Annotated in this window: 19 protein-coding genes; 5 read left to right on the plus strand and 14 right to left on the minus strand. The window is 67.8% G+C overall.

The features are described from left to right. Positions 1-32: 32 nt before the first annotated feature. From RH90_RS00780 to hisB, 7 genes are all read right to left on the minus strand, one after another. The gene (locus RH90_RS00780) at positions 33-356 is read right to left on the minus strand and encodes a phosphoribosyl-ATP diphosphatase (protein WP_010183278.1); all 324 of its coding nucleotides are present in this window, start codon (positions 354-356) and stop codon (positions 33-35) included. 31 nt (positions 357-387) lie between these two features. Beyond that, a complete protein-coding gene (locus RH90_RS00785; RefSeq protein WP_010183279.1) occupies positions 388-576 on the minus strand; it encodes a hypothetical protein in 189 nt (62 codons plus the stop codon). Between the two features lie 55 nt (positions 577-631). Then, positions 632-1,399, minus strand: a complete 768-nt coding sequence (hisF, locus tag RH90_RS00790) for an imidazole glycerol phosphate synthase subunit HisF (protein WP_010183280.1) — start codon at positions 1,397-1,399, stop codon at positions 632-634. Continuing rightward, positions 1,396-1,626, minus strand: a complete 231-nt coding sequence (locus RH90_RS00795) for a hypothetical protein (protein WP_029624923.1) — start codon at positions 1,624-1,626, stop codon at positions 1,396-1,398. Before RH90_RS00795 ends, hisF begins: the two co-directional genes overlap by 4 nt. After that, on the minus strand, positions 1,623-2,357 hold the full coding sequence (gene hisA / locus RH90_RS00800; protein WP_010183281.1) for a 1-(5-phosphoribosyl)-5-[(5-phosphoribosylamino)methylideneamino]imidazole-4-carboxamide isomerase: 735 nt from the start codon (positions 2,355-2,357) through the stop codon (positions 1,623-1,625). The genes RH90_RS00795 and hisA overlap by 4 nt, the downstream gene beginning before the upstream one ends. Positions 2,358-2,454: 97 nt before the next feature. Beyond that, complete coding sequence (hisH, locus tag RH90_RS00805) at positions 2,455-3,060, minus strand: imidazole glycerol phosphate synthase subunit HisH (RefSeq protein ID WP_010183282.1); 606 nt, start codon at positions 3,058-3,060, stop codon at positions 2,455-2,457. Positions 3,061-3,166: 106 nt separating this feature from the next. Beyond that, positions 3,167-3,754: an imidazoleglycerol-phosphate dehydratase HisB gene (hisB, locus tag RH90_RS00810; protein WP_010183283.1), complete on the minus strand. Its 588-nt coding sequence runs from the start codon at positions 3,752-3,754 to the stop codon at positions 3,167-3,169. A gap of 71 nt (positions 3,755-3,825) precedes the next feature. Here hisB and RH90_RS00815 point away from each other — a divergent pair, with 71 nt between their 5' ends. The 4 genes from RH90_RS00815 (at position 3,826) to gmk (ending at position 6,823) form a co-directional block, all read left to right on the plus strand. Continuing rightward, positions 3,826-4,308: an SspB family protein gene (locus RH90_RS00815; RefSeq protein WP_010183284.1), complete on the plus strand. Its 483-nt coding sequence runs from the start codon at positions 3,826-3,828 to the stop codon at positions 4,306-4,308. A 151-nt stretch (positions 4,309-4,459) separates the two neighbouring features. Further along, positions 4,460-5,842, plus strand: a complete 1,383-nt coding sequence (gene fumC, locus RH90_RS00820; RefSeq protein ID WP_010183285.1) for a class II fumarate hydratase — start codon at positions 4,460-4,462, stop codon at positions 5,840-5,842. Between the two features lie 57 nt (positions 5,843-5,899). After that, positions 5,900-6,121 (plus strand): hypothetical protein, encoded by a 222-nt coding sequence (locus RH90_RS00825; protein ID WP_010183286.1) that lies wholly within the window; start codon positions 5,900-5,902, stop codon positions 6,119-6,121. 45 nt (positions 6,122-6,166) lie between these two features. After that, positions 6,167-6,823 carry a guanylate kinase gene (gene gmk / locus RH90_RS00830; protein ID WP_010183287.1) on the plus strand — a complete coding sequence of 219 codons (657 nt, stop codon included), beginning with the start codon at positions 6,167-6,169 and terminating at the stop codon, positions 6,821-6,823. Positions 6,824-6,830: 7 nt separating this feature from the next. Here gmk and RH90_RS00835 read toward each other — a convergent pair whose 3' ends face one another. From RH90_RS00835 to RH90_RS00865, 7 genes are all read right to left on the minus strand, one after another. Continuing rightward, the gene (locus RH90_RS00835; protein WP_010183288.1) at positions 6,831-7,517 is read right to left on the minus strand and encodes an ATP12 family chaperone protein; all 687 of its coding nucleotides are present in this window, start codon (positions 7,515-7,517) and stop codon (positions 6,831-6,833) included. A 52-nt stretch (positions 7,518-7,569) separates the two neighbouring features. Beyond that, a complete protein-coding gene (locus RH90_RS00840; RefSeq protein ID WP_010183289.1) occupies positions 7,570-7,791 on the minus strand; it encodes a hypothetical protein in 222 nt (73 codons plus the stop codon). Then, entirely contained in the window at positions 7,788-8,468 is a 681-nt protein-coding gene (locus tag RH90_RS00845; protein ID WP_010183290.1) for an HAD-IA family hydrolase, read from the minus strand. The genes RH90_RS00840 and RH90_RS00845 overlap by 4 nt, the downstream gene beginning before the upstream one ends. A 4-nt stretch (positions 8,469-8,472) precedes the next feature. Then, positions 8,473-9,084, minus strand: a complete 612-nt coding sequence (locus RH90_RS00850) for an FMN-binding negative transcriptional regulator (protein WP_010183291.1) — start codon at positions 9,082-9,084, stop codon at positions 8,473-8,475. A gap of 19 nt (positions 9,085-9,103) precedes the next feature. Beyond that, positions 9,104-10,228 carry an RluA family pseudouridine synthase gene (locus RH90_RS00855; protein ID WP_010183292.1) on the minus strand — a complete coding sequence of 375 codons (1,125 nt, stop codon included), beginning with the start codon at positions 10,226-10,228 and terminating at the stop codon, positions 9,104-9,106. Then, complete coding sequence (gene crcB, locus RH90_RS00860; protein WP_029624924.1) at positions 10,225-10,599, minus strand: fluoride efflux transporter CrcB; 375 nt, start codon at positions 10,597-10,599, stop codon at positions 10,225-10,227. The genes RH90_RS00855 and crcB overlap by 4 nt, the downstream gene beginning before the upstream one ends. Positions 10,600-10,832: 233 nt before the next feature. Then, the gene (locus tag RH90_RS00865) at positions 10,833-11,714 is read right to left on the minus strand and encodes a hypothetical protein (RefSeq protein ID WP_232280275.1); all 882 of its coding nucleotides are present in this window, start codon (positions 11,712-11,714) and stop codon (positions 10,833-10,835) included. Between the two features lie 27 nt (positions 11,715-11,741). Here RH90_RS00865 and RH90_RS00870 point away from each other — a divergent pair, with 27 nt between their 5' ends. Further along, a complete protein-coding gene (locus RH90_RS00870) occupies positions 11,742-11,972 on the plus strand; it encodes a hypothetical protein (protein WP_010183297.1) in 231 nt (76 codons plus the stop codon). Positions 11,973-11,989: the final 17 nt, after the last annotated feature.

Consider the following 11,989-nt stretch of genomic DNA (forward strand, 5'->3'; position numbering starts at 1 on the left):
CCGCAAGCGGGAGGGGAGTAAGAAGGGGTGGGTCAGTCCGGCGTCCGCGCCGCCTTCTCGTCGATTCCCGACACGCCTTCGCGTTTTTGGATCTCCGCGCGGATGTCGTCGAGCGAGATATCGCACTCCGCCAGCAGCACGAGCAGATGGAACATCAGGTCGGTCGCCTCGCCGACGAGCGCGGCCTTGTCCTCGGTCAGCGCGGCGATGACGGTCTCGACCGCTTCCTCGCCGACCTTCTGCGCGATCTTGCTGCGCCCCTTCGCGAACAGCTTGGCAGTATAGGAGGTCGCGGGGTCGGCGCCGCGGCGTGCGCGGATCGTCGCCTCTAGCGTGTCGAGTGTATCTTCGGCCATGCGCCGGGGCTGGCCCAAGCGTGCGCTTGCGTCAATCCTTGGGCGTATCGCGCTTGGCAAAACGTGCCCGCATCGCGCGCCGGACGAGCCAGACGCCGAGCGCCGCGACGACGAACAGCACGATGTCGGACAGCTCGGGCCCGGTGCGGACCTTGACGACACCGCTATGCGGCGCGGCAAGCGCTGGAGTGGCGAGCAGGAAGGCGAGGAGGAAACGCATGACGGAAGGATACCCTCGGGCTCTTAAATTTCCGTCATGCCGGACGTGACAGGGATCACGCGACCGGCCGCCGCACCGGGATTCCCGCCGCACCCAGCGCGGCATGCGCTTCGGCAATGCTCACCTCGCCGAAATGGAAGATCGAGGCCGCCAGCACCGCGCTGGCATGTCCCTCGCTGATCCCGGCGACGAGATCGGCCAACCCGCCGACGCCGCCCGACGCCACCACCGGCACGCGCACCTGATCGGCGATCGTGCGGGTCAGCGCGAGGTCGAATCCGCTCTTGGTGCCGTCGCGGTCCATCGAAGTGACGAGCAACTCGCCCGCGCCGAGCTCGGCCAGCCGCAGCGCATGCGCGACCGCGTCGATCCCGGTCGCGCGCCGGCCGCCATGCGTAAACACTTCCCAGCCGTCGCCCACGCGGCGCGCATCGACCGAGGCGACGACGCATTGGCTGCCGAACTTGTCGGCGAGCTCGGCGACGAGCTCGGGCCGCGCGACCGCGGCGGAATTGACCGCGACCTTGTCGGCGCCTGCGAGCAGCAATGCGCGCGCATCCGCGACCGAGCGCACCCCGCCGCCGACGGTCAGCGGCATGAAACACACTTCGGCGGTGCGGCGCACGACGTCGAGGATCGTGCCGCGCGCCTCATGGCTCGCGCCGATGTCGAGGAAGCAGAGCTCGTCGGCGCCGGCGGCGTCATAGGCGCGCGCCTGCTCGACCGGATCGCCGGCATCCTTGAGATCGACGAAGTTGACGCCCTTGACGACGCGGCCGTTGGCAACGTCGAGACAGGGGATGACACGCGCGCGGACGGTCATAGAGAGAGGAGCACGAGAATTGCGTAGCCAACGATCATCCCGCAGATAAGCGCGATCCTTGCTGAAGTTGCTACCCAGAAAAGAACTGGCCGATCGACGCGTGTCGCTTCGATCCATTGCATACCCATAATGAAGCGCGTCTCACCACGATTCAAATCAGACCACACGCTGCCGACACCCACGAGACAGATTAGCACCGCTATGGCGGTGAAGACGGCAAGGTTCACGCCGCCGCCGCCACGGCGATCGCCGCCGCCAGATCGAGCCGGCCGTCATACAGCGCACGCCCGGTAATCACGCCTTCGATCCCGTCGCGCGCGTGCAGCGCCAGCACATGGATTTCCGCGATCCCCTTGACGCCACCGCTGGCGATCACCGGGATCTTCACCGCGCGCGCCAGGTCGACCGTCGCCTGGACGTTCGCGCCTTTCAGCATTCCATCGCGCCCGACGTCGGTGAACAACAGCGCCGCGACACCCGCATCCTCGAACTGCCGCGCCATGTCGGCGACCTCGACGGTCGAGACGTCGGCCCAGCCCTTGGTCGCGACGAAGCCATCCTTCGCATCGACCGCAACGACGATCCCGCCGGGGAAATCGCGCGCGGCCGCGCGCACCAGATCAGGGTTTTCCAGCGCCGCCGTGCCGATCACCACGCGCGACACGCCCATGTCGAACCAGCGTTCGATCCCCGCGCGGTCGCGGATACCGCCGCCCAGCTGGACATGGCCGGGGAAGCGCTTGACGATCTCCGCGACCGCCTCGCCATTGACCGAATGCCCCGCGAACGCGCCGTCGAGATCGACGACGTGCAGATATTCCGCCCCCTGCTCGGCGAACAGCATCGCTTGGCGCGCGGGATCGTCGCCATAGACGGTGGCGCGGTCCATATCGCCCTCGGCGAGGCGGACGACCTGGCCACCCTTGAGGTCGATCGCGGGGAAGATGATCAGCGTCATGAAATCCTCGTCGCCCAGGCGCAGGCCGGGGCCGTTAGATTGTGGTGTCCGTCGGATGCCCCAAACGCAGCGGCCCCGGCCTGCGCCGGCGCGACGATTACGGCTTCCACGTCAGGAACCTCTCGAGCAGTGCAAGACCGTAGCGCTGGCTCTTTTCGGGATGGAATTGCACGCCGAGCAGATTGTCGCGCCCGATCGCGGCGGTGACTGGGCCAGCATGCTCGGTCGTCGCGAGCGTGTCGGCGCCGTCGAAGGCGTAGCTGTGCAGGAAATAGGCCTCGCCCGGTACGATCAGCGCGTGCGGGGTGGTGGGCACGACGTCGTTCCAGCCCATGTGCGGGACCTTCGCGGTCGTATCGTCGGGCGTGAGGTGCCGCACCGTGCCGGCGATCCAGCCGAGCCCGGCATGGACGCCGTGCTCCTCGCCGGTATCGGCCATCAGCTGCATTCCGACGCAGATGCCGAGGAAGGGGACGCCATCGCGGCGGACGCGCTGCTCGAGCGCCTCGACCATGCCGGGGACGGCGCGGAGCGCCGCGGCGCAGGCGCCGAACGCACCGACGCCGGGGAGGACGATGCGATCGGCCTTGAGGACCGCGTCGGCATCGGCGGTGACGAGCACGTCGGCGCCGCCCGCGGCTTTCAGCGCGTTGGCGACCGAGTGGAGGTTGCCCGCGCCGTAATCGATGAGGGCGAGGGTCATGCCCCGCCCGTCACCCCAGCGAAAGCTGGGGTCTCCTTGTGGAGAGCGCGGCACTCGCCCCATGGAGATCCCAGCTTTCGCTGGGATGACGCGGTCCTGGGAAGGCTCACAACGTCCCCTTGGTGCTGGGGATCACCCCCGCTTTCCGCGGATCGAGCTCAACCGCTTCGCGCAAAGCGCGCGCGACGCCCTTGAATGCCGCCTCGGCGATGTGATGATTGTTCGACCCGTACAGCGTCTCGATGTGGAGCGTGATCCCCGCGGTCTGCGCGAACGAATGGAAGAAATGCTCGAACATCTCGGTATCCATCTCGCCCAGCCGCTTCTGTGAGAATTCGGTTTTCCACACGAGGTACGGCCGCCCGGAAATGTCGATCGCGACGCGGGTCAGCGTCTCGTCCATCGGCGAATGCGCATCGGCATAGCGGCGGATGCCGCGCTTTTCGCCCAATGCTTCGAGAATCGCCGCGCCGATCGCCAGCCCGGTGTCCTCGACGGTGTGATGCTGGTCGATATGGAGATCGCCGACGGTCTTGACGTCGAGGTCGATCAGCGAATGCCGGCTGAGCTGTTCGAGCATGTGATCGAAGAAGCCGATCCCCGTCGAAATGGTGAACGCTCCCGTTCCATCGAGGTTGACCGTTACGTCGATCGACGTTTCGCTGGTCCGGCGGCTGATCGTGGCGGTGCGCATTTGCTTCCCATAGCGCGCTGGGGGACGCATGCAATCTTGACCCGCGACCAAACCGCGCTACCCAAGGGGGCATGAGCGATGGCATGCCCGATAGCCTGATTCCCTACGATGACATCGTACAGGAAGCCCTGCGTGCCGTGGTCGGCCGCGTCCTCGGCTCGGTCGCGACCAATGGCGGTCTGCCCGGCGAGCATCATTTCTACATCACCTTCAAGACGCAGGCGCCCGGCGTCGACATCCCGCAGCGGCTGCTCGAGCGCTTCCCCGACGAGATGACGATCGTGATGCAGAACCGCTATTGGGATCTGGTCGTCGACGACGAGCGTTTCTCGGTGGGACTGAGCTTCAACCAGGTCGCCTCGAAACTGGTGATTCCCTATTCGGCGATCACCGGTTTCCATGATCCTGCGGTCAATTTCGAGCTGCGTTTCCAGGCGCAGGACGTCCCCGAAGGCCCCGAGCCGCATGATTCGGCCGAGAATGACGAGCCGGTCCACACGCCGGTCGAGGACGGTTCGAACGTCGTCGCGGTGGATTTTAAAAGAAAAAAGTAAGTCTCCCTCTCCCAGCGGGAGAGGGAAGGGGCCCGCTCGGCGCAGCCGAGTGGGAAGGGTGAGGGTAGTTCACGCCCCAACCCTGTCCTCACCCTTCCGCCGCTTTGCGGCTCCCTCCCTCTCCCAAAGGGAGAGGGAATGAGGAGGCTGAATGACCGACACCCGCACCGAAACCGATTCGCTTGGGGCGATCGAAGTCCCCGCCGCCGCCTATTGGGGCGCGCAGACGCAGCGCTCGATCGAGAATTTCCCCTTTCCCGCGACCGAGCGGATGCCGCTCGCGATCATCCACGCGCTCGCGCTCGTCAAACAGGCCGCCGCCCGCGTGAACCGCACGCACGGCCTCGCGCTCGAAATCGCCGACGCGATCGAATCGGCCGCTGGCGAGGTGGCCGCGGGCACGCTCGACGACCAGTTCCCGCTCGTCATCTGGCAGACCGGCAGCGGCACCCAGTCGAACATGAACGTCAACGAGGTGATCGCCGGCCGCGCCAACGAGGTGCTGACAGGCACGCGCGGCGGCAAGACGCCCGTCCACCCCAACGATCACGTCAACATGAGCCAGTCGTCGAACGACAGTTTCCCGACCGCGCTCCACGTCGCCGCCTCGCTCGCGGTGACCGAGCGCCTCTCGCCCGCGCATGGCCGGTTGAAGGGCGCGCTCGGCGCCAAGGCCGCAGCATGGGCGGACGTGGTCAAGATCGGCCGCACGCATCTCCAGGACGCGACCCCGCTGACGCTGGGCCAGGAATTTTCGGGTTATGAGCGGCAGCTCGCGATGGCCGGCTCGCGGATCTGGGCGGCGCAGGCCGAGCTGTTCGCGCTCGCGCAAGGCGGCACCGCGGTCGGAACCGGGCTCAACGCGCCCGACGGCTTCGGCGCGGCGTTCGCGCATGAGATCGCCGAGATCACCGGGCTGCCGTTCGTCACCGCCGAGAACAAGTTCGAGGCGCTCGCGTCGAACGATCCGATCGTCCAGCTGTCGGGTACGCTCAACACGCTGGCAGTTGCGCTGACCAAGATCGCCAACGACATCCGTTTGCTCGGCTCCGGGCCGCGCTCGGGTCTCGGCGAACTGCATCTGCCCGAGAACGAGCCCGGCAGCTCGATCATGCCGGGCAAGGTCAACCCGACCCAGTGTGAGATGCTGACGATGGTCGCCGCGCAGGTAATCGGCAATCATCAGGCGATCACGATCGGGGGTTTGCAGGGGCATCTCGAACTCAACGTGTTCAAGCCGATGCTCGGCGCGGCGCTGCTGCGCTCGATCGACCTGCTCAGCGTCGGGATGGCGAGCTTTGCCGAGCGCTGCGTCGAGGGAATCGAACCGAATCGCGACCGAATCACCGAGCTGGTCGATCGCTCGCTGATGCTCGTCACCGCGCTCGCACCCGAGATCGGCTACGACAATGCCGCCAGGATCGCCAAGCACGCGCACCACGAAGGGCTGACGCTGAAAGAGGCCGGTCTTGCGCTCGGGCTCGTCGATGCCGCGACGTTCGAACGATTGGTCCGCCCCGAAAGCATGGTCTAATCCATTCGGAACCATCGGCCGATTCGTGCGCTGAGCGTAACGAACGGGAGAAAGACGATGAGTTTCACGACGATGATCGGCGCCGCCATCGGCGCGGCAATCGATGGGTCGAGCGGCGACGACAGCAGTGTCGATGGCGCGATCGAAGGCGCGATCGTCGCCAATGTGGTGAAGGCGGTGATCCCGCTTGCTTTGACCTTCGCGACCGGCTGGCTCGTGCTGCGCGGTTTGGGCCAGCTCAAGGACCGCGCGTTCGGCGAAGACTCGGCGGCGCGCTGACCGCCATGCCTTGACGGGAGGGGCGAGCGCGCGCCACTAGCGCGCATGGTCGATCATCGCTCCTCCCAGCCCAAGAGTTTCAAGCGCCGCGGGCTGATGTTCGTTTTGTCCTCGCCATCGGGCGCGGGCAAGTCGACGATCGCCAACCGGCTGCTCAAGGAAGAACGCAACCGCATCAAGATGTCGGTGTCGTACACCACCCGCGCGCCGCGCAAGGGCGAGGTCGACGGCAAGGACTATCATTTCGTCGACAAGGAGACCTTCCGCGCGATGGCGGAGGACGACCAGTTCCTCGAATGGGCGCGCGTGTTCGACGAGCGCTACGGCACACCGCGCGACACCGTGTTCAAGGATCTTGAGCACGGGCAGGACATCCTGTTCGACATCGACTGGCAGGGCGCGCAGCAATTGTTCCAGCTCGCCGGCGGCGATGTCGTGCGCGTCTTCATCCTGCCGCCCGGTCTCAAGACGCTGCGCCAGCGACTCGAAAACCGCGCGACCGATACGCAGGAGGTCATCGACCGGCGCATGGACCGCGCCACCGCCGAGGTGAGCCATTGGGACGGCTATGACTATGTGCTGGTCAACGACGATCTCGACGATTGCTACGAGTGCGTCCAGACGATCCTCACCGCCGAACGGCTAAAGCGCTCGCGCCAGCGCGGGATGATCGGCTTTATCCGGCGGCTGCCCGAGAAATAAGCGCGCCTCAGTCGCGCAACAGCTCGAGCATCCGCACCCCGGCACCGTAATCGCGTCGGCGCGCGGCAATGCCCGCTTCGGCGAGCGGATCGCGGCCCCAGCGCTGGGCCTGATAGTCCTCGTCGAGCGTGACCGCGTCCCAAATCTGCTCGGGCGTCGCCGCCTGTTCGGTGAGCGCGAGCGCGGCGATCAGCGATCCGCCGATCGTCACCACCGGCGACAGCGCCGCGAGCTCATAGGCCCCGCGCGCGGCGATCGCGTCGCCGAGTCGCGCCAGCGTCAACGCCGGCTGCGCGCGGTGGAGGATGCCCGTCGCCACCTCGATATGCACGTCGTAACGCTGCCGCGCCCAGTCGAGTAGCGGATCCCACGCCAAGGCCTGGCGCGCTACCAGATCCTCGGGCGAGTCGGCGCGGTAGCAGAGCAGGTCGCTCTCGCCATACGCCGCCAGCCCTTGCGCGAAGAGCGCGGGGTCGGGCGAGATCCGGTCGATCGCGGCATTGGCGAGTCCGGTCAGCGGCATCGCACGCGGGTCGATCTCGCCCTCGACCGCGCGCCATTCGGCGGCGACCGCCTCGGCGAGCGCATCCGTCGGAAGGGCGAGCGGCGCGCGCCCGGGGGTGCGCACCGGCTTGCCGTCGAGAAAGACGGCGCGGGTTTCGTCGAGGGTGACGGTGGTCCAGAAACGCTTCATGGCTCCGGCTATAGCGCGACAGCCCCGCCCGTCACCCCCGTGATCGCGGCGCCTATTCCTCGGGCGGCGTCCGCCAGCGGCGCGCAAGCGCGCGCGGGACGATCGCGATCATCAGCAGCGCCGCCAGCACGAGCGCGGTGCCGATCGCCTTCGGGAGCGTCGCATGCGCCCGCGCGATCAGAACGAGCCCCAGGATCGCGCCCGCGGCGCCCGCCAGGCGCGTCGCCGCCAGCGCGAAATAGCGGTTGCGCGCGGTCGTGTCGGGATCGGTCATGCGCCGCGCTGCTCCATCAGGCGCGGCAGCGCCGCGACCGTATCGGCGATAGCGTGCGCGCCCGCCGCGCTGAGCTCGTCTACTGGGTGATAGCCCCACGCCACGCCGAGCGCATGTACGCCCGCGGCACGCGCCATCAGCATATCGAAGCTCGTATCGCCGATCATCACCGTGGTGCCAGGCACCGCGCGGGCATCGGCCATCGCGGTTTCGATCATCGAGGGATGCGGTTTCGACGGATGGCGGTCGGCGGTCTGCAGCGTGACGAAGCGCGCAGCGATGCCGTGATGCGCAAGGATATGCGCCAGGCCGCGGTCGGACTTGCCCGTCGCGACGCCGAGCACCCAGCCGTCGGCGGCCAGCGTATCGAGCACCTCGACGATGCCCTCGTACAGCGGCTCCTCGGTCATCGTGCCCGAGCTGCGCATGCGGAAGAAGGCGTCCTTGTAATCCTGCGCGAGGCTGCGATGCAGCGCATCTTCGGCGCCCGGCAGCAGCATCTGCATCGCTTCGACCAGGCTCAGCCCGACGATCCGGCGGATCGCGCTGCGCGGTGGCGCATCGATTCGTGCGATCGCAAAGGCTTGCTCGACCGAACGGCAAATATTGTCCTGGCTGTCGACCAGCGTGCCGTCGCAATCGAACAGCGCGAGGCGGGTGGGGAGGGGGGCTGGCATCGTCCTAGCCTTCCAGTCCGGCGTTGCGCATCCAATAGGCGATCCCGCGGCGGCCCGCAGTCTCGACGCCGTCCGCCGCCGACAGCCGGGCCGCCGCGGGCTTGTTCTGGCCGAGCTTGCGCGTGCCACGCCACGCCTGCACCTCGAGCGTGAAGCCAATGATCCCGCGCGTCATCTGCTCGAACAGCCCCGACGGCATATTCGCGCGGGTCCATTCCGGTTTGGGCGCGAGCCGCGCTTCCTGCTCGGCCGAAAGCTGGTCGAGCTGCGCGACGAGCCCGTCCTGGTCGAGCCGCCGCATCCGGCCCTCGAGCTCGACCGCGACGTAATTCCAGGTCGGCACCTGCGCGTCGCCCAGGCCGTACCAATCGGGGCTGACATAGCCGTCGGGCCCCTGTGCGACGAACAACGCGGTCGCGCCATCGAGATGCCGCGTGATGCCGTTGCCGCGCGCGACGTGCAGCGCGAGCGTCGTCTCGTCCCGCCACACCACCGGCAGATGGACGACGCGCGGCCCGTCGGGCGTGCCCGCGAACAGCGCGCCGAAGCCGAGCTCGCGCACCAGCGCACGCATCGCATCGCGATCTTCCCACCGGAAGGTCGAATCGGGATGCATCAGCCGCGCGCTCCTGCCATCACGTCGGCTCGCCGCGCCGCCGGCGTTCGCCCTTGCGGTCCTTGCGCACCGTCTTGGCGTGCTGGCGCGCCTGCTGTTTTTTGACGGCGCGGCTCGGGGGTGGGGGCTCCTCGAGCGGCATGGTGTTGCCGAGCATCTCGTCGAAGCCCAATTGCTTGAGGCTCTCGGCGAAATGCGTCGGCAGCTCGGCCTGGACGTCGATCTGCCCGCCATCGGGGTGATCGATCCGGATCCGCCGCGAATGCAGATGCATTTTACGGCTGATGTTGCCGGTGAGGAACGCGGCCTGCCCGCCATATTTCCCGTCGCCGACGATCGGATGGCCGATCGCGGCGAGATGGACGCGGAGCTGATGCGTGCGGCCGGTATAGGGGATCAGCTCGACCCAGGCGGTGGTCGTCCCCGCCATCTCGATCACGCGGTAGCGCGTGCGCGCCGGGCTGCCCTCCTTCTCGTCGACATGCATCTTCTCGCCGCCCGAGCCGGGCTGCTTGCCGATCGGCAGCTCGATCGTACCGTCCTCGATCGAGGGCACGCCGACGACGAGCGCCCAATAGGTTTTCCGCGCGGTGCGCGACGAGAAGGATTTCGACAGGAAGCCCGCCGCGCGCGCGGTGCGCGCGATGACGAGCGCGCCCGATGTGTCCTTGTCGAGCCGGTGGACGAGCTTGGGGCGCCCCTCGAGATCGTCCTGCAGCGCGTCGAGCAGGCCATCGACATGCTCGATCGTCTTGGTGCCGCCCTGCGTCGCGAGGCCGGGCGGCTTGTTGAGCACGATCACCTGCGCGTCGCGGTGGATGACCATTTCGCGCGCGAAGGCGATCTCGTCGTCGCTGAGCGGCGGGCGTTCGCGCTTGACGGGGGCATCGATGCGGACCGGCTCGGCCGGGGGGACGCGGATCGATTGCCCGGCGACGACATGGTCGCCCGGCTTGGCGCGCGCGCCGTCGATGCGCAGCTGCCCGGTTCGCGCCCATTTGGCGACGGTCGTGAAACTGGTGTCGGGCAGATGCCGCTTGAACCAGCGATCGAGCCGGATGCCGTCGTCATCGGCGCCGACGTTGAACTGGCGGACGTCTGAGGTCGCCTTGGTCGTGGCGGTGGTGGGGGGAGCCTTGCTCATGCCGCCACCCGCGTCAGCGAAAGGCCGAGGAACACCGCCAGGATCGCGCCGACCACCGAGAGCAGCGTATAGCCGAGCGCGGTCGCGAGATCGCCGCGTTCGACCAGCGTCACGACGTCGAGCGAGAAGGAGGAGAAGGTGGTGAAGCCGCCGAGGACGCCGACACCGAGCAGCACGCGCCAGGTCTCGCTGGCCGTGTGCCGGGCAAGGATCCCAACGAGCAGCCCCATCGCGAAACCGCCGACGAGATTCACCGTCAGCGTGCCATAGGGATAATCGGGACCGAAGCGGGCGAGCGTGGCGCGTCCGACGAGGAAACGCGCGGCGGAACCGAGCGCGCCGCCCGCCATGACTAAGATCAAGTGATACATGCTGCGTCCGTTAGCGTGAATCGCGCGCAATGAGAACCTCGCGTGCAAAAGCGCTGCGGAGAGCGCGCGCAATCCTCCCCCGCCTCGGCGGGGAGGGGGGCCGTGGGCATTCAGCGAACGGTGGAGGGGGCCGCTCCGCGAGCGCGGCGCGTGTGGCGGCCCCCTCCGTCAGCCTGCGGCTGCCACCTCCCCCGGTTCCCGGGGGAGGAATTTGCGCGGCTTCGAAACCGCGCCTAGCGTCCGCTGTTCGCCACCATGTCGACATCGGTCCCGCCGTCGCGGCGGCTCGTCAAAAACAGCACATACGCCCCGCCATCGCGCTGCCGCGTTCCGCCGAGCGTGTGCTCGGCGCCGTCCGACTGATGCTCGGCGGTGAAGCCGCTGTTGGTGACGCGCGTATAATACCAGTCGATCACCGTCTTGAGCGGTGCATTGGTGGCGAAGCTCACCGCGCGCAGGTTGCACGGCGGGCTCGCGACGCCCGCCGCCTCGACGACGCGTGCGCCGGGATAGAGCGGGACATCGACCGGCACGCGGTTGGCCCAGGCGGCGGAGTAGCGCAGCGCACCGGCGCATGCGCTGCTGCGCTTGTCGCCCTGGTTGGCCGCCAACGCGCCCAGCGTCAGCGAAGACCGCGCCGCCTCGCAATTCGGGCAATTCTTCGAGGTCGGGGCCGGCGCTTGCCGCGCGCGCTGGCTGGTCGCGGTGCCGGCGGTTCCATCCGCCCCCGGCGCAGCGCCCGCGCTCTGCGCGATCGTCACCGGCGGTACGCCGCCCGAATAGGGTTGCGCCGGCGGGCGGACGCTGTTCGCGTTCGAATGCTGCGCGAGCGCGGGATCGACCATGATCTGGTCGTGCAAAGCAGCGGTCATCGCCGGGTCGCTGCTGTTGGGCGCGCCCGCGCCCGCATCGACCAGTTCGTTGTCGAGCGTGTCGAGATCGCGCTCGCCGTCGCGCTTGCCGCACGCCAGCAAGGCCAGCGGAAGCACCACAACGCTCAGCAAGACACGCGCACGACCCATCGACTTGAAGCTCCAGACCCACGCCACGGCATGCACCAGCAGCGTTAAGATTCGATTGGGGATAGTATAGCCGCGCGGCGACCGCTTGCGCACGCGCGATATCTTGCGCATGGTCCGGATATGGGACTCATCGTCAATCTCATTTCGATCCTGGCCGGGCTCATCGCCTTGCCGGTGGCGCTGGTCGGGCTGATCCCGTTCTTCGGCCTCGCCAATTATCTGGCGATTCCGATCGCGGTGGTCGGCGCGGCGCTCGGAACGCTGTCCGGATACAAGTCCGGGCGCAACTTCAACCTGTTCGTGATCGTCGTCGCGGTCATCCGCCTGATCCTCGGCGGCGGCCTGCTCTGACGCCGAAAGGCCCGACG

Source organism: Sphingomonas sp. PAMC 26605 (assembly GCF_000241485.1).
Taxonomy (GTDB): Bacteria; Pseudomonadota; Alphaproteobacteria; order Sphingomonadales; family Sphingomonadaceae; genus Sphingomonas.

What these genes read in the sequence shown, in the direction of transcription:
- hisA (WP_010183281.1), bottom strand. Translation starts at nt 2,357, where the DNA reads ATGACGCTGATCATCTTCCCCGCGATCGACCTCAAGGGTGGCCAGGTC.
- RH90_RS00815 (WP_010183284.1), top strand. Translation starts at nt 3,826, where the DNA reads ATGAGCGATGGCATGCCCGATAGCCTGATTCCCTACGATGACATCGTA.
- RH90_RS00850 (WP_010183291.1), bottom strand. Translation starts at nt 9,084, where the DNA reads ATGCATCCCGATTCGACCTTCCGGTGGGAAGATCGCGATGCGATGCGT.
- fumC (WP_010183285.1), top strand. Translation starts at nt 4,460, where the DNA reads ATGACCGACACCCGCACCGAAACCGATTCGCTTGGGGCGATCGAAGTC.
- hisF (WP_010183280.1), bottom strand. Translation starts at nt 1,399, where the DNA reads ATGACCGTCCGCGCGCGTGTCATCCCCTGTCTCGACGTTGCCAACGGC.
- RH90_RS00835 (WP_010183288.1), bottom strand. Translation starts at nt 7,517, where the DNA reads ATGAAGCGTTTCTGGACCACCGTCACCCTCGACGAAACCCGCGCCGTC.
- RH90_RS00840 (WP_010183289.1), bottom strand. Translation starts at nt 7,791, where the DNA reads ATGACCGATCCCGACACGACCGCGCGCAACCGCTATTTCGCGCTGGCG.
- crcB (WP_029624924.1), bottom strand. Translation starts at nt 10,599, where the DNA reads ATGTATCACTTGATCTTAGTCATGGCGGGCGGCGCGCTCGGTTCCGCC.
- RH90_RS00785 (WP_010183279.1), bottom strand. Translation starts at nt 576, where the DNA reads ATGCGTTTCCTCCTCGCCTTCCTGCTCGCCACTCCAGCGCTTGCCGCG.
- hisH (WP_010183282.1), bottom strand. Translation starts at nt 3,060, where the DNA reads ATGACCCTCGCCCTCATCGATTACGGCGCGGGCAACCTCCACTCGGTC.
- RH90_RS00855 (WP_010183292.1), bottom strand. Translation starts at nt 10,228, where the DNA reads ATGAGCAAGGCTCCCCCCACCACCGCCACGACCAAGGCGACCTCAGAC.
- gmk (WP_010183287.1), top strand. Translation starts at nt 6,167, where the DNA reads ATGGTCGATCATCGCTCCTCCCAGCCCAAGAGTTTCAAGCGCCGCGGG.
- RH90_RS00845 (WP_010183290.1), bottom strand. Translation starts at nt 8,468, where the DNA reads ATGCCAGCCCCCCTCCCCACCCGCCTCGCGCTGTTCGATTGCGACGGC.
- RH90_RS00780 (WP_010183278.1), bottom strand. Translation starts at nt 356, where the DNA reads ATGGCCGAAGATACACTCGACACGCTAGAGGCGACGATCCGCGCACGC.
- RH90_RS00870 (WP_010183297.1), top strand. Translation starts at nt 11,742, where the DNA reads ATGGGACTCATCGTCAATCTCATTTCGATCCTGGCCGGGCTCATCGCC.
- hisB (WP_010183283.1), bottom strand. Translation starts at nt 3,754, where the DNA reads ATGCGCACCGCCACGATCAGCCGCCGGACCAGCGAAACGTCGATCGAC.
- RH90_RS00825 (WP_010183286.1), top strand. Translation starts at nt 5,900, where the DNA reads ATGAGTTTCACGACGATGATCGGCGCCGCCATCGGCGCGGCAATCGAT.